At 69.2% G+C, this 20,829-nt stretch carries 20 protein-coding genes and 1 tRNA gene; 6 read left to right on the top strand and 15 right to left on the bottom strand.

Features of this window, described 5'->3' with window-relative positions:
- Positions 1-55: 55 nt before the first annotated feature.
- Together ACK8OR_RS10650 and ACK8OR_RS10655 are read left to right on the top strand one after the other, a co-directional pair.
- A tRNA-Ala gene (locus ACK8OR_RS10650) sits at positions 56-131 on the top strand.
- Between the two features lie 22 nt (positions 132-153).
- Positions 154-816 carry a spermidine synthase family protein gene (locus tag ACK8OR_RS10655; RefSeq protein ID WP_410189372.1) on the top strand — a complete coding sequence of 221 codons (663 nt, stop codon included), beginning with the start codon at positions 154-156 and terminating at the stop codon, positions 814-816.
- On the opposite strand, the gene ACK8OR_RS10660 is transcribed toward ACK8OR_RS10655, so the two are convergent.
- The 9 genes from ACK8OR_RS10660 to ACK8OR_RS10700 form a co-directional block, all read right to left on the bottom strand.
- On the bottom strand, positions 813-1,640 hold the full coding sequence (locus ACK8OR_RS10660; protein WP_410189373.1) for a beta-keto acid cleavage family enzyme: 828 nt from the start codon (positions 1,638-1,640) through the stop codon (positions 813-815). The genes ACK8OR_RS10655 and ACK8OR_RS10660 overlap by 4 nt on opposite strands.
- Complete coding sequence (locus ACK8OR_RS10665; RefSeq protein WP_410189374.1) at positions 1,637-2,605, bottom strand: threonine dehydratase; 969 nt, start codon at positions 2,603-2,605, stop codon at positions 1,637-1,639. Before ACK8OR_RS10665 ends, ACK8OR_RS10660 begins: the two co-directional genes overlap by 4 nt.
- A 61-nt stretch (positions 2,606-2,666) precedes the next feature.
- Positions 2,667-3,977 carry a TRAP transporter large permease gene (locus ACK8OR_RS10670; RefSeq protein ID WP_410189375.1) on the bottom strand — a complete coding sequence of 437 codons (1,311 nt, stop codon included), beginning with the start codon at positions 3,975-3,977 and terminating at the stop codon, positions 2,667-2,669.
- Positions 3,974-4,552: a TRAP transporter small permease gene (locus ACK8OR_RS10675; RefSeq protein WP_410189376.1), complete on the bottom strand. Its 579-nt coding sequence runs from the start codon at positions 4,550-4,552 to the stop codon at positions 3,974-3,976. The genes ACK8OR_RS10670 and ACK8OR_RS10675 overlap by 4 nt, the downstream gene beginning before the upstream one ends.
- Positions 4,553-4,626: 74 nt before the next feature.
- A complete protein-coding gene (locus ACK8OR_RS10680) occupies positions 4,627-5,655 on the bottom strand; it encodes a TRAP transporter substrate-binding protein (protein ID WP_410189377.1) in 1,029 nt (342 codons plus the stop codon).
- 129 nt (positions 5,656-5,784) lie between these two features.
- Positions 5,785-7,845, bottom strand: a complete 2,061-nt coding sequence (locus ACK8OR_RS10685; RefSeq protein WP_410189378.1) for a hypothetical protein — start codon at positions 7,843-7,845, stop codon at positions 5,785-5,787.
- Between the two features lie 5 nt (positions 7,846-7,850).
- Positions 7,851-10,544, bottom strand: coding sequence for a DUF4159 domain-containing protein (locus ACK8OR_RS10690; protein WP_410189379.1), 2,694 nt, complete (start codon positions 10,542-10,544; stop codon positions 7,851-7,853).
- Entirely contained in the window at positions 10,541-11,425 is an 885-nt protein-coding gene (locus ACK8OR_RS10695; protein WP_410189380.1) for a DUF58 domain-containing protein, read from the bottom strand. Before ACK8OR_RS10695 ends, ACK8OR_RS10690 begins: the two co-directional genes overlap by 4 nt.
- Positions 11,422-12,426: an AAA family ATPase gene (locus tag ACK8OR_RS10700; RefSeq protein WP_410189381.1), complete on the bottom strand. Its 1,005-nt coding sequence runs from the start codon at positions 12,424-12,426 to the stop codon at positions 11,422-11,424. Before ACK8OR_RS10700 ends, ACK8OR_RS10695 begins: the two co-directional genes overlap by 4 nt.
- A gap of 68 nt (positions 12,427-12,494) precedes the next feature.
- On the opposite strand from ACK8OR_RS10700, the gene ACK8OR_RS10705 reads away from it, so the two are divergent.
- The 4 genes from ACK8OR_RS10705 to ACK8OR_RS10720 all read left to right on the top strand — a co-directional run bounded on the left by ACK8OR_RS10705 (position 12,495) and on the right by ACK8OR_RS10720 (position 14,477).
- Positions 12,495-13,049: a DUF1285 domain-containing protein gene (locus ACK8OR_RS10705; RefSeq protein WP_410189382.1), complete on the top strand. Its 555-nt coding sequence runs from the start codon at positions 12,495-12,497 to the stop codon at positions 13,047-13,049.
- Between the two features lie 76 nt (positions 13,050-13,125).
- Entirely contained in the window at positions 13,126-13,359 is a 234-nt protein-coding gene (locus tag ACK8OR_RS10710) for a DUF2798 domain-containing protein (protein WP_410189383.1), read from the top strand.
- A gap of 57 nt (positions 13,360-13,416) precedes the next feature.
- The gene (locus ACK8OR_RS10715) at positions 13,417-13,800 is read left to right on the top strand and encodes a VOC family protein (RefSeq protein WP_410189384.1); all 384 of its coding nucleotides are present in this window, start codon (positions 13,417-13,419) and stop codon (positions 13,798-13,800) included.
- On the top strand, positions 13,800-14,477 hold the full coding sequence (locus ACK8OR_RS10720) for a helix-turn-helix transcriptional regulator (RefSeq protein WP_410189385.1): 678 nt from the start codon (positions 13,800-13,802) through the stop codon (positions 14,475-14,477). Before ACK8OR_RS10715 ends, ACK8OR_RS10720 begins: the two co-directional genes overlap by 1 nt.
- 4 nt (positions 14,478-14,481) lie before the next feature.
- Here ACK8OR_RS10720 and ACK8OR_RS10725 read toward each other — a convergent pair whose 3' ends face one another.
- The 6 genes from ACK8OR_RS10725 to ACK8OR_RS10750 form a co-directional block, all read right to left on the bottom strand.
- Positions 14,482-15,003: a peroxiredoxin family protein gene (locus ACK8OR_RS10725; protein ID WP_410189386.1), complete on the bottom strand. Its 522-nt coding sequence runs from the start codon at positions 15,001-15,003 to the stop codon at positions 14,482-14,484.
- A gap of 61 nt (positions 15,004-15,064) precedes the next feature.
- Positions 15,065-15,616, bottom strand: coding sequence for a YdeI/OmpD-associated family protein (locus ACK8OR_RS10730; protein ID WP_410189387.1), 552 nt, complete (start codon positions 15,614-15,616; stop codon positions 15,065-15,067).
- An 11-nt stretch (positions 15,617-15,627) separates the two neighbouring features.
- Positions 15,628-16,155, bottom strand: coding sequence for a pseudouridine synthase (locus tag ACK8OR_RS10735; RefSeq protein WP_410189388.1), 528 nt, complete (start codon positions 16,153-16,155; stop codon positions 15,628-15,630).
- Positions 16,156-16,168: 13 nt separating this feature from the next.
- The gene (locus ACK8OR_RS10740) at positions 16,169-16,831 is read right to left on the bottom strand and encodes an SGNH/GDSL hydrolase family protein (RefSeq protein ID WP_410189389.1); all 663 of its coding nucleotides are present in this window, start codon (positions 16,829-16,831) and stop codon (positions 16,169-16,171) included.
- A gap of 35 nt (positions 16,832-16,866) precedes the next feature.
- The gene (polA, locus tag ACK8OR_RS10745) at positions 16,867-19,656 is read right to left on the bottom strand and encodes a DNA polymerase I (protein WP_410189390.1); all 2,790 of its coding nucleotides are present in this window, start codon (positions 19,654-19,656) and stop codon (positions 16,867-16,869) included.
- 73 nt (positions 19,657-19,729) lie between these two features.
- Positions 19,730-20,824 carry an endonuclease/exonuclease/phosphatase family protein gene (locus ACK8OR_RS10750; RefSeq protein WP_410189391.1) on the bottom strand — a complete coding sequence of 365 codons (1,095 nt, stop codon included), beginning with the start codon at positions 20,822-20,824 and terminating at the stop codon, positions 19,730-19,732.
- Between the last annotated feature and the right edge of the window lie 5 nt (positions 20,825-20,829).

The following is a 20,829-nucleotide window of genomic DNA, read 5'->3' on the forward strand; positions in this document are numbered from 1 at the left end:
CGGGGTTTTTCCGCTTGCGCCGCTTCCGGGCCTGCCTTAGATCGCAGGCCGGTTAGGGGCCTTAGCTCAGTTGGTAGAGCGCCTGCATGGCATGCAGGAGGTCAGCGGTTCGACCCCGCTAGGCTCCACCATCCCCTTATCCCACAGGTTCCGATGCGCCCCTGGATCGAACGCGCCCGTGCCGATGCGCCTGATGGCGACACGCTGCGCCTGATGCAGCGCGGCGACGAGTTCTCGATCCGGATCGCGGGCGGCAACGAGTTGATGAACTCGCGGCTTGGCGGCTCGGAGGAGGCGCTGGCCCGGCTGGCGCTGGACCGGCTCGACGCGCCCGCACCCCGCGTCCTGATCGGCGGCCTCGGGATGGGCTTCACCCTGCGCGAAGCGCAGGGCCGCCTCGGCCCCGATGCCCGCATCACCGTCGCCGAGATCGTGCCAGACCTCGCGGATTGGGCGCGCGGCGACATGGCGGCGGTGTTCGACGGCTGCCTCGACGATCCCCGCGTGACGCTCGATCTGCGCGACGTCCGACAGGCGATCGCGGAGGGCGGCTGGGACGCGATCCTGCTCGATGTCGACAATGGCCCGGACGGGGTGACCCGACCGGGCAATGACGCGCTCTATTCCGAGACCGGACTCCGGGCGGCCCGCGCGGCCCTTGCGCCCGGCGGCGTGCTCGCGGTCTGGTCGGCCCATCCCGCGCCCGCCTTCACGCACCGCATGGAAACCGCCGGGTTCGACACCGCGACCGAAACCGTTCGCGCGGGCCGAGGGCGGCGCGGACCCAAGCACGTCGTCTGGATCGGGCGCCGCTAGGCGCGCAGGCCCAGCATCGCGCGGGCCTCAGCCGGGGTCGCAACCGGGCGTCCGTGCCGCGCGCAGACCTCCGCCGCCCGCGCCACCAGCGCCGCGTTCGACGGCGCGAGCGTCGCGCCGTCCAGCCGGATGTTATCCTCAAGCCCGGTCCGCAGATGCCCGCCAGCCGCCGCCGCCCAGTCGTTCAGCTCAATCTGGTGCCGCCCGATCCCCGCGGCGCACCATTCGCTGCCGGGGAGAAGTCGCTCGACGGTGCGGACGTAGAAGTCGAACGTCTCGCGGTCGGCGGGCATCGCGTTCTTCACGCCCATGACGAATTGCACATAGGCTGGCGCGGCCAGCCGCCCATCGGCCTGCATCTTCGCCGCCTGATGGATATGGCTCAGATCGAAGCACTCGATCTCAGGCTTAGTGTCATAGGTCTGCATCTCGGCGGCGAGCCAGTCTACGAGGTCGGGCGGGTTCTCATAGACGCGGCTGGGGAAATTGTTCGACCCGACCGACAGGCTTGCCATGTCGGGGCGCAGCGGCAGCATCCCGCCCCGCGCGCGGCCCGCCCCCGACCGCCCCCCGGTCGAAAGCTGCACGATCATGCCCGGACACTCCGCCTCGATCCCCGCCTTCAACGCCGCGAAGCGCTTGGCATCTGAGGTCGGCGTGCCGTCATCCTCGCGGACATGGGCGTGGCAGATGCTGGCCCCGGCCTCGTAGGCGGCCCGCGTGCTCGCGACCTGCTCGGCCACGGTGATCGGGACAGCGGGGTTGTCGCGCTTCTGCGGCACGGAGCCGGTGATCGCGACGCAGATGATAGCGGGTTTCGTCATGGTGCGGGCGTGCCTCCGGTCAGGACCTGCGCCATCTTCGGCGCGTCGATATTGCCGCCGCAGAGGATGACCGCGACATCGCGCCCCTGCATCGCGGCGCGCTCCTGCATCAGACCGGCGAGCGGCGCGGCCCCTGCGCCCTCGGCGGCGTGATGGGTGGCACTCCAGTAGAGGCGGATCGCCTCGGCCACGGCGTCGTCCGACACCGCGAGGATGCGCGCGGCCCCGTCGCGGTAGATGTCGAACGCGGCTTCAACCGGCATCCGCACGGCCATCCCGTCGGCGAAGGTCGCGGCCGAGTTCGTGGCGATCATCTCGCCCGCCTCGACCGACAGCTTGGCCGTCTGGGCGTTCTCGGAGACCACGCCGACGATCTCGGTGCGGTGCCCCAGCGCGTCGCGCGCCGCGATGCAGCCGCAGATGCCCGAGCCGCAGCCGATCGGGACATAGAGCGTCTCGATCTCGGGATGCGCGCCCAGAAGCTCCCAGGCATAGGTCGCCACGCCGCGTACCAGCTCCCGGTGGAAGGGCGGCACCGGAAACAGGCCCTCGGTCTCGGCGGCCGCCATCGCCGCCTCGCGGGCGACGTCGAAATCGGCGCCGTGGACTCGCAGCTCCGCGCCCCAGGCTTCCATCGCGGCGTTCTTCTCCGGTGAATTGCCCTCGGGCACGTAGACCACGGCGCGCAGCCCCGCGGTGATCGCCGCCCGTGCCTGGCTCTGGCCGTGATTGCCGCGCGTCGCGGTGACGATGCCAGGGCTCTCGGGATGGGTGCGGCGCAGCCAGTCGATCAGCGTCACGCCGCCGCGCACCTTGAACGCGCCGGTCGGGTTGGCGTTCTCGTGCTTGACCACGACCCGTGCACCCGTCGCCCGGTCCAGAAGCGGCCAGCGAAGCTGCGGGCTGGGTGGTACCGTACGATGCACGAGCGCGGCTGCGGCCTCTAGGTCCTCGGCCGTGAACATGGTGACCTCCTTCGATGGGGCGGAACGATCCAGGCGGGTCCGGGGGCGCTTCCCCCCGGCGTCAGAGCAAGAACAACGTGATCGCCGGGAAGGCGACGAGGATCGCGACCCGCACGAGGTCCGACCCGACGAAATAGATCACCGCCCGGTAGGTCGCCAGCATCGGCGTTGCCCGGTCCATCGCGTTGATGACGAAGAGGTTCATCCCCACCGGCGGCGTGATCAACCCGACCTCGACCACGATCAGCACGAGGATGCCGAACCAGATCGCGACATGCTCGGCCGACATCCCGAAATCCAGCGCCGAGATCACCGGGAAGAAGATCGGAATCGTCAGGAGGATCATCGAGAGCGAATCCATCAGGCACCCGAAGATCAGGTAGAAGACGAGGATCACGATCAGGACCGTCACCGGTGCGTAGCCTTGGGTCACCACCCATTCCGACATCTCCTGCGGCACCTGCGTCAGCGCGAGGAAGCCGTTGTAGAAACCCGCGCCCAGCACGATGAAGAAGATCATCGCGGTCGATTTCGCGGTGACGGTGAAGCTCTCCATCAGGGTTCGCCCGGTCAGCCCGCCATTGAGAAGCGCGATCAGCCCCGTGCCCAGCGCACCCACCGCCGCGCCTTCGGTCGGGGTGAAGATGCCGCCATAGATACCGCCGACGACCGCGACGAACACCACCAGCACAGGCCAGACGGCGGCCAGTTGCCGGAACCGCTGGCGCATCGGGATCGCGTCGCGGGTGCCCGCCGCCTCGGGGTTCAGCCGCACGTAGATCGAGATCGCGATGACATAGCCCAGCGCCGCGATGAGGCCGGGGATAAAGGCCGCAAGGAAGAGCTTCGCGATATTCTGCTCGGTCAGGATCGCGTAGATCACCAGCACGACCGAGGGCGGGATCAGGATGCCCAGCGTGCCGCCCGCCGCCAGCGTCGCGGTCGAGAATCCGCCGTCATAGCCGTAGCGCTTCAGCTCCGGCAGAGCGACGCGTCCCATGGTTGCCGCCGTCGCCAGGCTCGAGCCGCAGATCGCGCCGAAGCCCGCGCAGGCCCCGATCGCCGCCATCGCGACCCCGCCCCGCCGATGCCCGAGAAAGCCCTCCGCCGCGCGGAAGAGTGCTTGGGACATGCCGCCCAGCGTCGCGAAATGCCCCATCAGAAGGAACATCGGCACGATCGAGAGCGAGTAGGAAGAGAAGGTCGAATAGGTCTCGTTCTTCAGTCGCGACAGCGCGACGATGTTGCCGCCCGTCACGAAATAGAGTCCGACAAGACCGACGAGGAACATCGCGAGCCCGATCGGCACCCGCAGGAAGATCAAGATCAGGAGGGCCGGGAAGCTGGCCAGTCCGATCTCGAGATCGGTCAATGCTCCGCCCCCTCGGGCCGCAGGATTTCCGCGCCGGTGACCAGTTCGGCCACCCGGACGGCGGCGACGTAAGCCTGCGCCAGTGCGGCGATCACCGCGCCCGACAGCGCCGCCGCATAGGCCCACCAGATCGGGAACTGGATGAGGAAGGTCGTTTCACCGTAGCGCATCTTGGCCTCGGTCCCGAGCCAGAGTTGCACCGCGATCAGCACCAGAACGGCCGCGAAGACCAGCGCCCAGAGCGCCGAGAGGACGCGGTTCGTCGCCCGTCCCAGCGCGTTGGTGAAGATGTCCACCGACGCGTGGCCGCCGGTGATCTGGGTAATGGGCAGGAAGGCAAAGATGACGAAGGCCATCCCCGCCTCGATCAGTTCGAAATCGCCGTTGATCGGCCCGATCCCCAGCAACAGGAGCCATTCGGCCGCGGCCACGCCCTCGAACATGTCGGCGTTCAGCACGCCGTTGAGGAACCGTCCGAAGATCGACAGGCAGGTCATGATGATGAGGCCCGACAGGACCAGCCCGCCGAGGATCGCCATGATCCGGGCCAGCGCCTCGATGATCTTCCGCAGCATGTCCGACCCCCGTCAATCGGCGGGGGCCGTGCCTGGTCGGACACGGCCCCCGTCTGTCACGCGCGACGCTAGCGTCAGCCCTCGTATTCGTCCATCAGTTGACGCGCCTCGTCGATCAGGGCCTGACCGTCGATACCCTTCTCCTCCATCTCCGCAAGCCAGGCCTCGTAGACGGGCTGCGCGGCCTCGCGCCAGGCGGCGGCATCGGCTTCGGAGACGGTGACGATGTTGTTGCCCGCATCGACCGCGATTTGGCGCGACGGGATGTCGGCATCCGACTGCGTGCCACCCGCGAAGACCGAGAACTCCAGCCCGGAATTGTCGTCGATCACCTGCTTGAGATCGTCGGGAAGACCCTCGTAGCGCGCCTTGTTCATCGCCAGGACGAAGGTCACGTTATAGAGGTGGTTGCCCTCGAACTCGGTGTGGTTCTGGACCAGCTCGGGGATCTTCAGCGCGGGCGTCACCTCCCACGGGATCGTCGTGCCGTCGATCACCCCCTTCGACAGCGCCTCGGGAATGGCGGGAACGGGCATGCCGACCGGCGTGGCGCCCAGCGTCTCAATCAGCGTGTTCACCTGCCGCGTGGCGCCGCGGATCTTGACGCCCTGCATGTCGTCGGGTGTCACGATCGGATCGGCCGAATGGATCATGCCGGGGCCGTGAATCCACGTGCCGAGGATGTGCACGTCGGCGAAATCCTCCTGCATGTGCGTCTCGTACATCTGCCAGTAGGCGGCCGAGCCCGCGCGCGCGTTGTTGACCATGAACGGCAGCTCGAACACCTCGGTGCGCGGGAAACGCCCCGGCGTATAGCCCACGACGGTCCAGACCACGTCAGCCACGCCATCGATCGCCTGGTCCAGAAGCTGCGGCGGCGAGCCGCCAAGCTGCATCGACGGATAGCGCTCGACCTCGATCCGGCCGCCCGAGGCCTCCTCGACGTTGTCGGCCCAGACGTCGAGGATCAGCTTCGGCACATTGGCCTGCGCCGGCAGGAACTGGTGCAGCTTCAGCGTCACCTCCTGCGCGGCGGCGGGCAGCGCGGTCAGCGCCAGCGCGGTGGCGCCCAGAAGGCCGGTGATCGTACGGCGGGTCAGCATGGTGTCATCCTCCCTGATGAACGAATGCGGGTCGCGCCTCTGACGGGCGCGGCGTCCGCGGGCGAGCAGACCACAAGGCGGGGGCGGATGCCAAGCGAGAAACGTTACAGCTGCAACGAGTTTCGTCGCTCAGCGTTTCCCTTCGCGGAGCCACGCCCAGATCGACAGGCCCGTGGCCAGCAGGAGGAACAGCCACGCGGGCACGAGCGACAGGATACGAACATCCGCCGTCAGATAGGCCTCGCGCGGGGTCCAGCCGAGCCAGCCGCGGCCAACCGCGGTGCGCCCTTCGCGAACGGGGCGCAGGTCCGGGGCGCCCGCCTCGACGATGGCCGTTCCGCCATTCGTCGCCGCGGTCGCGTCGGCCAGCAGGGCATCCGTCGCGATGGTCTCGACGAATTCGCGCGGGGCTGCCGGACCGATGCCGATCACGGTCTCGCGGTCCCCTTCGGCCAGTCGCCAGAGCCCCTGCGCCGTCGCATCGACGGTGCCCACGAACCGGCCCGGCCCCTGCTCCTCGAGGGTCAGCGAGGTCTCGGTCCCGTCGGGCGCGGTCACCGTCACCGCACCAGGCGCATCGCCCAGCGTGCGTCGAGTGACCGTGATCTCCTGGCCCAGCGCGGTCGCCGACAGCGTTTCCTCCTCCAACTCCGGCTCCTGCATCAGCCAGTGGGCGAGGCGACGCAGCAGCTCAGCCTGCGGCCCGCCCCCCTCGTAACCGCGATCCCAGAGCCAGACCTGATCCGACCCCAGAAGCGCCACGCGCCCGGCCTTGACCCGGTCGAGCACCAGAAGCGGCTCCTCGTCGACGCCCTGCATGACGATCTGCGCCTCGGCGTTCGCCTGCACCTGGATCTGGCGGAACCAGCGGCCCCAAGCCGCGCCGTCGGTGCCGAACCCCGTCGGCAGATCGCCGGTCACCGGATGCTTGGCGCCGGTCTCGCTGATGGCGGGCGTGAACGGTTGATCGAGCACGATGGCCGTCGGGGCCGCGGGCAGGATGGGCGCCAGCGGCGAGCGATAGATGCTGTCGGCGGAGGCGAAATCCGGCCCCGCCGCGACGAGCAGAGCGCCGCCGTCTTCGACATACTGGCGTACGTTGTCGAGATAGATCGCCGGCAGGATGCCGCGTCGCTGGTAGCGGTCGAAGATAATCAGGTCGAACTCGTCGATCTTGTCGAAGAAGAGCTCACGTGTCGGAAAGGCAATCAGGCTCAGCTCTGTCACGGGCACGCCATCTTGCTTGCCCGGCGGCCGCAGGATCGTGAAATGCACCAGATCGACCGCGCTGTCGGCCTTCAGAAGGTTGCGCCAGGTGCGCTGGCCGGGATGCGGCTCGCCCGAGACCAGAAGCACGCGCAGCCGGTCGCGCACGCCGTTGATCTGGACGACGGCGGCATTGTTGCGCGTCGTCAGCTCCCCCTCGGCCTCTGGGACGCGGAACTCGATCACGTTGCGGCCCCCATGCGGAAGCCGGACGGGCAGTTGCAGGTCCTCGCCCACGGGAATGCGGTACGCCTGCGGTTGGCCCCCGTCGATCGCCAGCTCGATATCGGCATCGGTGCCGATTTCGGCAGGCACGTCGCCCTGATCCTCGATGCGAAGGGTGATCGTGAACTCCTCGTCGAGGATCGCGAAGGCCGGCGCGTTCGACACGATCAACCGCCGATCCCAATCGCCTGTGCGACCCGTCCGGAGAAGGTGCAGCGGCGCCGGAAGGGCCGGGGCGAGATCGGCGTCGTGGATCTGCCCGTCCGAGATGACGATGGCGCCCGCGACCCGGTCGCGCGGCACCTCGGCCAGCATCTCCGACAGCGTAGTCATGGCTTCTGTGCCCGCGTCGCCCTCGCCATCGCCCACGCGGGCCACGCGGGTGTCCAGCCCATCCGCCTCGGCCTCCTGCAGAAGATCCGCCAGCGCGGCCTCGGATTGCTCGGCGCGGTCCGACAACCGCTGGCTGGCGCTGTCGTCAACGACGACCAACAGGATGTCCGACAGCGGCTCGCGCTCCTCGGTCTGGAGGCTCGGATCCAGAAGCGCCACGGCAAGAACGCCGACGCCCAGCGCCCGGAGCCACCAGCCCGGCAGGCGGCGCCATGCGGCCAGCAGGCAGATGGCGAGCGCGACACCCGCCAACAGCGCGATCGCCCAGAGCGGCAGCATCGGATCGAAGAGGATATCGCGCGCCATGGCCCTCAGTTCCCCAGCCGGTCGAGCAAAGCTGGCACATGCACCTGGTCGGATTTGTAGTTCCCCGAGAGCACATGCATCACAAGGTTCACGCCGAACCGATACGCGATCTCGCGCTGCTGCTCGCCCGCGAAACCCCGCCCCACGGGTAGAAGCGCGTTGCCCCGGCTGTCCACCGCCCAAGCGGCCGCCCAGTCGTTCCCGCCGATCACCACCGGCGTCACCCCGTCATTGAGGTCGCGGAACGGCATTCCCGGCACGGCCTCGGTCGGGGGCGAGGCCTCGACCCAGAGGTCCGGCGAATTGTAGCGCCCCGGCACGTCCTGCAGCAGGTAGAAGCTCCGCGTCATGACGTGATCCAGCGGCAGCGGCTCGAGCGGCGGGATGTCCAGCGGTGCGGCGAGGTCGCGCAGCCGCTGGCTCGTCGGCGAAGACGATCCGAAGCCGCCGATATCGGCATCGCGCGTGTCGAAGAGGATCATACCGCCGCCGCGCAGATAGCGGTTCAGCTTGGCATAGGCCTCGTCCGAGGGGCGCGGTTGATCGACCACGACCGGCCAGTAAAGGAGCGGGTAGAAGGCAAGTTCATCCGCCTCCAGATCGACGCCGCGCGGCAGAGACGGCTCGACCGAGGTGCGCGCCGTCAACACCGCCGACAGACCCGTCAGCCCCGCCAACGCCACCTCGTCGACCGCGCGGTCGCCGGTGACCACATGGGCCAGCGCCACCTCGTTGGGAATCGGCGCGTCCTGCGCCTGGGCCTCGGGGGCGATCATCGTCGCCAGCACGACAACCGCCGCCGTCGTGGCGCCGCGCCGCAGGCGCCCGCCGAGCCAGAGTGACGCCAGCGCGTCGACGGTCAGAAGCCCGAGGGCCAGCGCCAGGAGCCACGGCATCAGGTCCGTCTCGGCTATACGGTCCAGCCCTTCGACCACCGTTCCGGCCGGGTAACTCGCCGGAGCGAGCGTGGCGTCGGGGCCCAGCACATTGACCGCGAGGCTCTGTCCCGGCCCTTCATAGAGCCCCGGCGGCAGATCGGCGGAGGGTAACGGCTCGACCAGCGCCTCGCCGCCGATGCCGGCCATCGCGCCCGCGTCGCGCGCCGTACCGAAGCCATCAAGAACCACCCGCGGCACCCATGTCGTGCCTTCGAGGTCCTCGGCCGCGGGGCGCGCGGGCCGGGTCGAAACGGCGAGCCGTTCCAGCATCTGCACGAACAGGCCCGACAGCGGCAGGCTCGACCACTCCGCGTTGGCGGTCACGTGGAACAGCACGACCTGTCCCTGCCCCAGCGGTTTGCGCGTCACCAACGGCGTGCCGTCCTGTAGGGCGGCGATGGCGCGGTCGGCCAGCGTCGGGTCGGGCTGGGCCACGACCTGGCTGGTTACGGCGACCTCCTCGGGGATGGTCAGGCCGAAGAAGGGCGAGCCCTCGTCGAAGGGACGCAGCGTCTTCGGCTCGCCCCAACTGAGCGTGCCCCCGATGCTCCGGCCGCCGGCCCTCAGGCGCACCGGCAGAAGCGGGTCCTCGGTTTCCCGCGCGAGGTCCGAGGCGGCGAGCGTCGGACCGGCGAAGCGCAACAGCAGCCCGCCTGCCTCGACCCATTCGGTGACCTGCACCGTCTCGGCGGGCGAAAGGCGCGCCACGTCGGCGAGTATCAGGACATCGGGCGCGGCGGGCAGGATCGTCTCCAGCTCGCCCTCGATGAGGTCGGCGGTCGGCGCGAGCGCATTGCGCAGGTAGTAGAGCGGCGACAGGAGATCCTGCGCTTCGTCGCCCGCTGACGTCAGAAGGGCCACCTCGCGCCGCGCGAGGCTGTCGTCCGTCAGGGTGACGGCCCCCGCGCTCCGCTCGCCCGCGATCTCGAAGCGCTGCACCCGGTTGCGCAACTCCGGCGGCAGGTTCAGCTCCAGCACGGCGCTTGTCTCGGCCGCCTCGAAGGCTATTGATGCGACGGCCAGCTCGACCAGCGCGCCCGAGGGTCCGGGTCCGATTGCGCGAATGTCGAGGCTGCGCGCACCACTCGCCCGCGCCCGCAGCGCGGTCAGCTCGATCGTGCCATCGGCGTAGCGCGCGGGCGTCAGGCCCAGCACCGGTCGCCCGCCCTCGATCACACGCGCCGCGACGGCGTCGCGCCCCGGACGATCCAACCCATCCGAGAACAAGACGACCTCCGCGCCCCCAAAATCGAGATCGCGGAGCCCCGCGTAGTCCGGCGCCCACGGACGGGGCTGGATCTGGGGCAAACGCTCGACCCAGGCGGACGCGGCCTGCATCGCGAGCGCGTCGGGCAGCGGATCGGTCAGAGGCAGGACGGTCGCGACACGCCCGGCGCGCGCCGCATCCCGAAGCAGCGTCTCGAGCTTGGCCATGCGGGCGGGCCAGTCGCGTGCGCTGGCCCAGCTCGCATCCATCAGCACCACCAGCGGCCCGGTGCCCGTCCCCGCCGCGCGCGGGTTCAGCACCGGCCCCGCAAAGCCCACGATCACCGCCGCCAGCGCCAGCATCCGCAGGAGGAGAAGCCACCAGGGCGTCGTCGCGGTCTGGCTCTCGTCGTCGCGCAACCCCAGCAGCAGGACGATGCCCGGAAAGCGGCGCCGGATCGGCGCGGGCGGCACGGCGCGCAACAGCCACCACAGGATCGGCAGCGCGATCAGTGCCAGAAGGAGCAGCGGCGCGGTGAAGGCGAGCGCGCTCATGCCGCGCGTCCATGGGCGGCATGCAGCGCCAGGAGCGCGGGGCCGGGGGCGGCGTCGGTGCGGTGGATCTGGAACCGCCAACCCGTGCGCGCGCAGAGGTCGCTGAGCTCGGCCCGGCGCGCCGCCAGCCGGGCGAGGTAGTCGTCGCGCAGCTGCCCGGCCTTCAGCGTCTCGAAGCGGATGGCACCCGACATGCTCTCGAAGACGGTGCGCCCGTCATAGGGAAACGCCTCCTCCTCGGGATCGAGGATCTGGACGAGCGATCCTTTGACGCCGCGATCCGCCGCCGCGGTCAGCGCACGGGTGAGCGGGTCGGGATCGCCGAGGAAATCCGACAGGAAGACCGCCCGCGCGCCCATCGGCATGACTTGCGGCCGGGGCGCGCCGTAATCGGGCGCCTCGCCGCCCTCCATCAGCGCATCGGCGATCCGCAAAAGCTGCGTCTTGCCGCCCCGCGGCGGCTCGGGCCGGGCGGCGAGGCCCGCCCGCTCGCCCGCGCGGATCGCCAGCACCGCCAGCGCCAGCGCCAGCGTCTGCGCCCGGCGCAGCTTCGATGGGCGGTCACCGGCGGCGAAGCGCATCGAGGCCGCGTCGTCGACCCAGAGCATCAGCGTTTGCGCGGCCTGCCATTCGGTTTCGCGGATGAAGGGCGCATCGCCGCGCGCCGACTGCCGCCAGTCGATCCGCCGGCGCGGGTCGCCCGGCTGGGCGGGGCGGAACTGCCAGAAGGCATCGCCCGGTCCAGCCCGCTTGCGCCCATGCTCGCCCATGAGGACTGTCGAGGCCAACCGTTCCGCCGACATCAGAAGCGCCGGCAGCCCGCCGGCCACCGCCTCGGAGCGGGCACGGAGGGTGCCGGGCGTATGAAGGGCGTCGCTCAAGCCGCCCGCGACGCGACCGACGTGACGCGATCGGCCACTTCGTCGATGATCTGGGCCAGCGATACGTTCTCGGCGCGCGCCGCGAAGCTCAGCGCCATGCGGTGCGACAGGACCGGCTGCGCCAGCCGGGCAACGTCCCCGGCGTCAGGTGCCAGCCGCCCATCCAGAAGGGCCTGCGCCCGGGCCAGCAGCATCAACGCCTGCGCCGCGCGCGGGCCTGGACCCCAGCTGACATGGCGGCGCACCGACTCGGGCGCGTCCTCGGCGTCGGGACGACAGGCCCGCACGAGGTCGAGGATCATGTCCACGACGCTGTCACCGACCGGCATCCGCCGCACGACATCCTGCGCAGCGATCAGGCTGGCGCCATCGAAGACCCGGCTCGCCTCGGCCTCGGCGGCGCCGGTCGTGGCCAGCACGATGGCCCGCTCGGTCTCCCGGTCGGGATAGGCGACGTCGATCTTGACGAGGAATCGGTCGAGCTGTGCCTCGGGGAGCGGGTAGGTCCCCTCCTGCTCGATCGGGTTCTGGGTCGCGAGGACATGGAACGGTGCCGGAAGCCGTCGCGTCTCGCCCGCGACGGTGACCTCGCGCTCCTGCATCGCCTGAAGCAGGGCCGATTGCGTGCGCGGCGATGCGCGGTTGATCTCGTCCGCCATCAGGAGCTGCGCGAAGATCGGCCCCTCGACATAGCGGAAGGCGCGGCTGCCGTCGGGTGCGGTCTCGAGGATCTCGGAGCCGAGGATGTCCGAGGGCATCAGGTCGGGCGTGAACTGGATCCGGCTGCCGTCGAGGCCCATCACCGTCGAGAGCGTCTCGACCAGGCGAGTCTTGCCCAGGCCGGGCAGACCCATCAACAGCGCATGTCCACCCGACAGCATCGCCGCCAGCGCCAGGTCCACCACGCGGTCCTGTCCGATGATCCGCGTGGCCACCGCCGCGCGGGCCTCGCCCAGCCGCTCGCCCAGCGCCTCGATCTCGTGAAGAAGCTCGTCCGCCATTGCCTCGCCCTCGCCCAGATTATGTATTGCGCATAAGGTATGGCTGACGGAGCGGGGGGCAAAGGGCAATGGCGCAACAACAAGACGTGAAGGGGTCGGCGGATTCGCTGCTGCAGGCCGCGCGGCGTCAGAAGGGCCCGCCGCCGGTGCATCTCTGGAACCCGCCCTATTGCGGCGAAATCGACATCGTCATCAAGCGCGACGGCACCTGGATCCACGAGGGTACGCCCATCGGACGGCCCGGCCTGGTGCGGCTATTCGCCTCGATCCTGAAGTTCGAGGACGGCCGCCATTTCCTCGTGACCCCGGTCGAGAAGGTCGGGCTGACGGTCGAGGACGCGCCGTTCGTGGCCGTCGATTTCGAGCGCGACGGCGAGGCCATCGTGTTCGAGACCAACGTGGGCGACGTCGTGCGCGCCGGGCCCGATCACCCGATCCGCGTCGATCTGGCCGAGGACGGCGAGCCGTCCCCCTATGTCGAGGTACGCGCCGGGCTCGAGGCCTTGATCGATCGGAAGTCGTTCTATCGCCTCGTCGAGATCGGCGAGGAGGAGGGCGACCAGTTCGGCCTCCGCTCGGACGGCGTGTTCTTCCCCGTCGCCCCGGTCGCGCAACTGCGCTGACCCCGCTGTGCGCCTGCGCGAGTGGCCGGCCGCCGGACCGCTTGCGATGACGCCGCATCCCCACCGGAGTCCCGCCATGATCCCCGCCCGCTACGCCCATCTCCTCTTCTCGCTGATCCTTTCCGGGCTGATGTCGCTTCTCGTGTCCGGCATCGCCACCTTCCGCGCGACCGGCCTGCTGGACGGGTTCGCCGGGCTCTGGCTCGGCGCATGGCTGTCATCGTGGATCGTGGCGTTTCCCGCGGTTCTGGTGGTCGCGCCGCTGGCCCGCCGCATTGTCGCGCGCCTGACGATCCCGTCACATAACTGACAGCACGCTGTCAGTAGAGGGGTGCGATGGTCTAGGCTCAGAAACAGGAGCCGACCCATGACACATGCACCCGCCTTTCCCATCGTCTGGACCGAGATCCCCGTCACCGACATGGACGCGGCCCGCCGCTTCTACGAGCCGGTTTTCGGCTGGGAGATGACCCTCAACACCGAGGGCCCGAACGACATGCTCGTTTTCCCTCATGACGAGAAATCCGGCGTCGCGGGCCATCTCTATCCGGGCACGCCCGCCAAGGGTGGCAGCACGACGCATTTCGTGATCCCCGGCAAGCTGGAGGACGCGATCTCGCGGGTTTGGGATGCCGGTGGCACCGTTCTCGAGATCCCGCCGATCGAGATGCCCTTCGGCCGCTTCGCCTACGCGCTCGACCCCGATGGCAACTCCATCGGGCTATTCGAGCCGGCCAGCAAGGCCGCCTGATGCGCCGGGCCGACCGCCTCCTGCGGATCATCGACATCCTCAGGGGCGGGCGGCTCGTGACCTCCGCCGAACTCGCCGCGACGCTCGAAGTGTCGCAGCGGACGGTGTATCGCGACGTCGCGCATCTCATCGGCAACCGCGTTCCCATCGAGGGCGAGGCGGGCGTCGGCTACGTCATGCGGGCAGGCTACGACCTGCCGCCGATCATGTTCTCGGCCGACGAGGTCGTGGCCTTGGTCGGTGGCATCCGCCTCATCCGCGCCTGGGGCGGGACGCGCATGTCGAAATCCGCCGAATCCGCGCTCGACAAGATCGCCGCCGTGTTGCCCGAGCCTGCGGCGGCGCGGGCGGGCGCGGTCCACATCCACGCGTTCCGGCCCGACCACCTCGATGCGGAGCTGACGGGGCTGATCGACCGGATCGAGGCCGCGACCGCCGCAAGCCTGCGCCTGTCGCTCGACTATCGCGACGAGGCGGGCGCCCGGACGCGGCGCGAGGTGCGGCCGCTGGGTCTCTGGTTCTGGGGACAGGTGTGGACGCTGGTCGCCTGGTGCGAGTTGCGAGCCGACTTCCGAATGTTCCGCGTCGATCGCATCGCCGCGATGACCGAGGGGCCGCGCTACGAGATGGAGGCCGACAAGACCATCGAAGCCTTCCGGAAGCGTCACTTCTGCTGACGCTTCAGCTCGCCGTGCCGCGGGGCGGGTAGCCCTTCTCGGCGATGAAGCCCAGGCGCTCGGCCAACACCTCGAGGTCGGGGCGCAGGAACGGCGTCGAGGAGGTTTCCGCCGCCCAGAGCGATCCGTCCGGCTTCACGAGGAACAGCCCCGGCTCCGAGAAGAGCTCGGGCTCGGCATCGGTGCGCGCTGACGACAGGAAGAGGCCCCAGGCCTCGGCCTGTTCGCGGGTCATGCCGTGTGCCATCGGGATCGGATCGAGCTCCCATTTCTCATGCGCCTGGCGCGCGCGCTCCTCGGTATCCATCGAGACGTTGACCACCTCGACGCCCTTCTCGAGGAATTCGTCGTAGAGACCGCGCAGCCCCTGCAGAAACGTCTTGCAGATCGGGCAATGGAGCCCGCGATAGACGATGATCATCGACATCAGCTCGGGCGATTGCGCCGAGAGGTCCCAGCGACCCCCGATAATCAACGGCAGCGAGAGGGACGGCGCAAGCTGGCCGGGGATCGGTGTGGTGGGCATGGAAATCTCCGGGGAGGGTCGGGCGCGGGATCAACCGCGCGCCCGGGCACGAGGTTCCGCCTCAGCGGCGAAAGGGCGACGGGCGCAGGCCATCCCGTGCCGACGCGACGACATCGGCCACGCGCTTGGCGCGCGTCGGCGCGGTCTTCGCCGTCTTGATCCACTCGAGCGTGCCGCGTCGCACGCTCCGGGGCCAGTCGTCCCACACGGCACGCAGGTCGCCCAGCGCAGCGTCCAGATCGTCGGGCACGATCCCCGCCTCGACATCGTCGAGAAACGTCCACATCCCGTTCGCCTGTGCGGCCGAGATCGCCGCCTCGCCCGCCGGTGTCATCGCCCCCGACGCACGCGCCTCGGCGACCAGCCGCTTGTTCACAGCCGACCATGCCGAGCCGGGTCGCCGCGGGGCGACGCGATGTGCCGAGCGGTCGTCATCGACCCGCCGCACCACAGCGTCGACCCAGCCCCAGCAGAGCAACTCCGCCACCGCCTCGCCCCAGGGCAGGTGGTCGGGGTGATGCGCCTTGAACGTCGCGAGCCAGATCGAGTCCGTCTGTCCATGATACTCGGCCAACCACGCGCGCAGCTCGGCGCGGGATGCGACGGTCACCATCTCCGCCTCGCTCACAGCGCCCGCCATTCACCGGGAGCCAGCCCCGCGACGTCATGCGGCCCGATCGACCATCGGACCAGCCGCAGGACCGGCAGGCCGACATGGGCACACATCCGGCGCACCTGCCTGTTGCGCCCCTCGGTGATCGTCAGCCGCAGCCACGCGTCGGGCACCGTCTTGCGCAACCGCACCGGCGGATCGCGCGACCAGAGGCCGGGCGTCGCAACCGCCTCGACATCCGCAGGCCGGGTCGGCCCGTCCTTGAGCGCCACACCCGCCCGCAGCGCCCCGAGTTGCCCGTCGTCGGGCTTACCCTCGACCAGTGCAAGGTACGTTTTGGGCAGCTTATGCTTCGGGTCCGCAATCCGCGCCTGCGCCCGACCGTCATCGGTCAGCAGCAGCAACCCTTCGCTGTCGCGATCCAGCCGTCCTGCGGCATAGACGCCCTTCGGCAGGCCGAACCGCGACAGGCCGGGCCAGCGCCCCTCGTCTGTGAACTGACTAAGAGTGTTCATGGGTTTGTTGAACGCGATCAGCATGGGCGGTTCGCCATCATCCGCCCGCGCCCCGGATATGGCGCAGAAGCCGCTCGGCCACGGCCCTTGCCCCACGCACCGAGGGGTGGATCATGTCCCAGTCGTGATAAGCCCGGCTGCCAGAGGGGACGAGATCGGCATTGCTCAGAAACGTGACACCCGGGCGCGCAGCGGCCATGCGCGCCAGCCGCGCCTCGTACTCGGCGCCCTCGTCGGCGCAATGCTCGATCGGCGAGCCACGACCGGGGCTGCGCAGGTATCCGGGGATGACGATCCGCGCGCCCGCATCCCGCAGCCGCGTGACCAGGTCTGGGACCACGCCACGCGCCCCATCCGGCGAGATTAGCGCCGCCATCCGCGCATCGCAGGCCGCACAGGCACAGCCGAGCAGGAAATCGTTGCCGCCGCCGTTCAGCACGACCCAGTCATAAGGGCCGCCCCGCGCCTGCCGTGGGATGTTCAGCCCCATCCGTCCGGTGATCGGCAGCCGGTAGATCATCCGCGCCGACACCGTCGCGCGATTCGTCACTCGGGCTCCGAGCTCGGCGCTCAGGATGTCGCCCACCGAGCGGCCCGTGTTGCGATGCGCTGCAAGGAAGCTGTCGCCCATCACGAGGACGCGCGGACCGTCGGCAAAGGCCGGACTGGCCAGCAAAAGCAGGAGGAGAAGTCGCCACATGTAGCCAGCCTAACCAATCCGGCGACGGCCTGTCCTCAATGCGCTTCGGCCCAGTTCGGCCCCTGCCCCGCATCGACCGTCAAGAGCACCGACAGGTCTACGACCGGGTGGTGCGCGCCCTCCATCACATCGCGGGCGCGGTCGATCAGGACGTCGACGTCGTCCTCGGCCACCTCGAACAGAAGTTCGTCATGGACCTGCAGCAGCATCGTCGCGTCGAGGTCGGCGATCGCCTCGTCCATCCGAACCATCGCCCGCCGGATCACGTCCGCCGCCGTGCCCTGGATCGGCGCGTTGATCGCCGCCCGCTTGGCGAAGCCCGCGCCGGGGCCCTTGGCATTGATCTCGGGCGTGTGGATGCGGCGGCCGAACAGCGTCTCGACGCGATTGTGTTCCTTCGCGAACTTCACCGTATCGTCCATGTAGTCGCGGATGCCGGGGAATCGCTCGAAATAGGTGTCGATAAAGGCCTGCGCCTCCTCGCGGGGGATGCGCAGGTTGCGTGCGAGCCCGAAGCCGCTGATGCCGTAGATGACGCCGAAGTTGATCGCCTTGGCCTGCCTGCGCACGTCCGGGGTCATGTCCTCCAGCGCCACGCCGAACATCTGGCTGGCGGTGATCGCGTGGATGTCCTGACCTTCGCGGAACGCCGCCTTCAGGGCGTCGATGCCGGCGATATGCGCGAGGATGCGCAGTTCGATCTGGCTGTAGTCCAGCGACACGATCACCCGACCCTCGGGCGCCACGAACGCCTCGCGGATGCGGCGGCCCTCCTCGGTGCGGACGGGGATATTCTGAAGGTTCGGATCGGTCGAGGCGAGGCGCCCGGTATTCGCCCCCGCGATGGAATAGGACGTGTGGACCCGGCCCGTCTCGGGGTTGATGTGGTCCTGAAGCGCGTCGGTATAGGTCGATTTCAGCTTCGACATCTGACGCCAGTCGAGGATCAGGCGGGGCAGTTCGTGCTCGGTCGCGAGATCTTCCAGAATGTCGGCGCCGGTCGAATAGGCCCCCGTCTTCCCCTTCTTGCCGCCCGGCAGGCCCAATTCGTCGAACAGGATCTCGCCCAGCTGCTTGGGGCTGCCGACGTTGAAGGGGCGCCCGGCCTTGGCGTGAATGTCCTCCTCCAGCCCCGCCATCTTCTGGGCGAACGCGCCCGACATCCGGCTCAGGACGTCGCGGTCGACCTTGATGCCCGCCATCTCCATCCGCGCCAGCACCGGCACCAGCGGTCGCTCCAGGGTCTCGTAGACCTGCGTCACCCGCGCGGCGTGTAGCCGGGGCTTCAGAAGACGGTGCAGGCGCAACGTGACATCCGCGTCCTCGGCGGCATAGGGCGCGGCACGGTCGATCTCGACCCGATCGAAGGTGACCGCGGACTTGCCGATGCCGATCAGCTCCTTGATGGGAATCGGCTGGTGGTTGAGATAGCGGTCGGACAGCGTATCCATCCCGTGCCCGTGCAGGCCCGCATGCTGCGCGTAGGACAGGAGCATCGTGTCGTCGATGGGCGCGACCTCGATGCCCAGGCGCGCGAAGATCTTGAAGTCGTACTTCATGTTCTGGCCGACCTTGAGGATCGCAGGGTCCTCCAGCATCGGCTTCAGCATCCCGAGCGCGCGGGCCATGTCCATCTGCCCCTCGGCCATCGCGTCGGCATCGAACAGGTCGCCGCCGCCCGTGCGGTGGGCCAGCGGGATATAGCAGGCCACGCCCGGCGCCGTCGCCAGCGACACGCCCACAAGCTCGGCCCGCATCTCGTCGAGCGAGGTCGTCTCGGTGTCCACGGCGACGGTCCCGGCCTCGGCGATCCGGTCGAGCCAGACCTGCAGCGCGGCCTCGTCGCGTACGACCTCGTAGGCGTCGGGGTCGATGGGGGGATCGTCGGGCAGGTCAGGCACGTCCGCCGGCACGACCTCGACCACGGCGGGCGGCTCGCGGTCGAAGCGGTCGGCAATCTTGCGGGTCAGGGTGCGGAATTCCATCCGGTTGAGGAAGTCCAGCAGCATGTCCGGGTCGGCGTCGCGGATCTCCAGATCGTCCAGCCCGAAGGTGATAGGCGTCTCGCAATCGAGTTGCACCAGCCGCTTCGACAGCTCGATCTGCGCACGATGCGCGATCAGTGTCTCGCGGCGCTTGGGCTGCTTGATCTCCTCGGCCCGGTCCAAAAGCTCCTCGAGCGAGCCGTATTCCTCGATCAGCTGCGACGCCGTCTTGATGCCGATCCCCGGCGCGCCCGGCACGTTGTCGACCGAATCCCCGGCCAGCGCCTGCACGTCGACCACGCGGTCGGGATCGACGCCGAACTTCTGGCGCACGCCGTCCACGTCGATGCGGATGTTCTTCATCGGGTCCAGCATCTCGACCCCGTCGCCGACGAGCTGCATCAGGTCCTTGTCCGAACTGACGATGGTCACCCGCCCGCCCGCGTCCCGCGCCATGCACGAGCAGGTGGCGATGATGTCGTCCGCCTCCCAGCCCTCCATCTCCTCGCAGGCGATGTTGAACGCCGCCGTCGCCTCACGGGTGAGCGGGATCTGCGGCCTCAGGTCCTCGGGCATCTCGGAGCGGTTGGCCTTGTACTGGTCGTACATGTCGTTGCGGAAGGTGATCGACCCCTTGTCGAAGATCACCGCCACGTGGGTCGCCGCGTCCGGCCCGGAATTGTCCTGTACGTAACGGTCGAGCATGTTGCAGAACCCCGCGACCGCCCCGATGGGCAGGCCGTCGGACTTGCGTGTCAGCGGCGGCAGCGCGTGGAACGCCCGGAAGATGAAGGCGGAGCCGTCGATCAGGTGCAGGTGGTGTCCCTTGCCGAATGCCATGCGCGCGCCCCTTCCGATGGTCACCGCCCTGATGCCACGATCCTCGGGGGCGCACCACAGGGTCGGCGCGCCGTCATGCCACCGGCGGCGCGACCGTCACCGTCGCCGCGACCGGCGCATGGTCCGACACCTCCCAGTAACGCAGCACCGGGTCGCCGCCGAAATCGCGCACGATCTCGCCCTCGGACACCCATCCGGGCGGCGCGTTGCGGGTATAGAGAATGTGATCGATCCAGACGCGGTGATACGTCCCGTCGAAGATCGGGTCGGCGAAGCTGGTGGTCGAAAGCTCCTCGAAGTTCAACCGGTCGCGGTCGTCCGCATCCAGCCGGTCGAAGATCGCGTTTCCGAGTGCCAGGTCCGGCTTCCAGACCGTGCCCATCAGCGTCTCGATCCCCGACGCCTTCAGGCGCATCTCGGAGGTGTCGAAGCCGGGTCCGTCATTGATGTCGCCGCAGACGATCAGCGGGATCGCGGCCGTCTCCGCCGCACGCAGGTAGGGATCGAGAAACGCTTCGCGCAGGCGGCGGCATTGGGCCAGCAGCCGCTCGCGGTTGGCATCCGCCATCGCCCACCAGCGCGACCATTCATAGGCCGAGAAGATGCCCTTCGACTTGAGGTGAAGGCCCATGACGCGACAGGCGGCCCCGTCCGCGAAGGTCAGTTCGGCATAGGCGGGGCGGCGCTCGAAGCGATACCATTCGGGCACCTTGTCGGCGCCGGTGTCGTGAAAGAAAGGCTCGGATGCCGCATGGACGGCGCCCGAGCCCGGGTCCATCGCATCGAAGACCCGCATCGGCGGGTCCGCGAAGGTGCCGCGATCGGTGCGGACCGCGAGGCCGACGCATTGCGCCGACGAAAAGACGTCGGCCCGGCCCGGCCCGTTGGGCGAGAGCGAGCGCTGGGCGAAACACGTCCATGTGCCGGGCGCCAGCTCGTCAAACAGAAGTTGCAACTCAGCGGTGGCGTTCGGGCCCTCGACGACCACCACGAGATCGGCGTCCAGCGCGGCGAGACCTTGCACCAGCCCGGCCTTCCGTTCGCCGACGGTGACCCTCGACCGACTGTCGGGCGTCGCGTCGTCGGGCTTGAACCGGCCGTCATCGCCGCCCGTGAATAGGCGGTTGAGCCACTCCATGTTCCAGACCGCCATCCGCATCGTGCCCATGTCGC

It is taken from the genome of Jannaschia halovivens, assembly GCF_046452375.1.
Taxonomy (GTDB): Bacteria; Pseudomonadota; Alphaproteobacteria; order Rhodobacterales; family Rhodobacteraceae; genus Jannaschia; species Jannaschia halovivens.

Excerpts from the sequence above, each read along its gene's own strand:
- ACK8OR_RS10655 (WP_410189372.1), top strand. The coding sequence starts at position 154 with ATGCGCCCCTGGATCGAACGCGCCCGTGCCGATGCGCCTGATGGCGAC.
- ACK8OR_RS10660 (WP_410189373.1), bottom strand. The coding sequence starts at position 1,640 with ATGACGAAACCCGCTATCATCTGCGTCGCGATCACCGGCTCCGTGCCG.
- ACK8OR_RS10665 (WP_410189374.1), bottom strand. The coding sequence starts at position 2,605 with ATGTTCACGGCCGAGGACCTAGAGGCCGCAGCCGCGCTCGTGCATCGT.
- ACK8OR_RS10675 (WP_410189376.1), bottom strand. The coding sequence starts at position 4,552 with ATGCTGCGGAAGATCATCGAGGCGCTGGCCCGGATCATGGCGATCCTC.
- ACK8OR_RS10680 (WP_410189377.1), bottom strand. The coding sequence starts at position 5,655 with ATGCTGACCCGCCGTACGATCACCGGCCTTCTGGGCGCCACCGCGCTG.
- ACK8OR_RS10685 (WP_410189378.1), bottom strand. The coding sequence starts at position 7,845 with ATGGCGCGCGATATCCTCTTCGATCCGATGCTGCCGCTCTGGGCGATC.
- ACK8OR_RS10690 (WP_410189379.1), bottom strand. The coding sequence starts at position 10,544 with ATGAGCGCGCTCGCCTTCACCGCGCCGCTGCTCCTTCTGGCACTGATC.
- ACK8OR_RS10700 (WP_410189381.1), bottom strand. The coding sequence starts at position 12,426 with ATGGCGGACGAGCTTCTTCACGAGATCGAGGCGCTGGGCGAGCGGCTG.
- ACK8OR_RS10705 (WP_410189382.1), top strand. The coding sequence starts at position 12,495 with ATGGCGCAACAACAAGACGTGAAGGGGTCGGCGGATTCGCTGCTGCAG.
- ACK8OR_RS10710 (WP_410189383.1), top strand. The coding sequence starts at position 13,126 with ATGATCCCCGCCCGCTACGCCCATCTCCTCTTCTCGCTGATCCTTTCC.
- ACK8OR_RS10715 (WP_410189384.1), top strand. The coding sequence starts at position 13,417 with ATGACACATGCACCCGCCTTTCCCATCGTCTGGACCGAGATCCCCGTC.
- ACK8OR_RS10720 (WP_410189385.1), top strand. The coding sequence starts at position 13,800 with ATGCGCCGGGCCGACCGCCTCCTGCGGATCATCGACATCCTCAGGGGC.
- ACK8OR_RS10725 (WP_410189386.1), bottom strand. The coding sequence starts at position 15,003 with ATGCCCACCACACCGATCCCCGGCCAGCTTGCGCCGTCCCTCTCGCTG.
- ACK8OR_RS10730 (WP_410189387.1), bottom strand. The coding sequence starts at position 15,616 with ATGGTGACCGTCGCATCCCGCGCCGAGCTGCGCGCGTGGTTGGCCGAG.
- ACK8OR_RS10735 (WP_410189388.1), bottom strand. The coding sequence starts at position 16,155 with ATGCTGATCGCGTTCAACAAACCCATGAACACTCTTAGTCAGTTCACA.
- ACK8OR_RS10740 (WP_410189389.1), bottom strand. The coding sequence starts at position 16,831 with ATGTGGCGACTTCTCCTCCTGCTTTTGCTGGCCAGTCCGGCCTTTGCC.
- polA (WP_410189390.1), bottom strand. The coding sequence starts at position 19,656 with ATGGCATTCGGCAAGGGACACCACCTGCACCTGATCGACGGCTCCGCC.
- ACK8OR_RS10750 (WP_410189391.1), bottom strand. The coding sequence starts at position 20,824 with ATGGGCACGATGCGGATGGCGGTCTGGAACATGGAGTGGCTCAACCGC.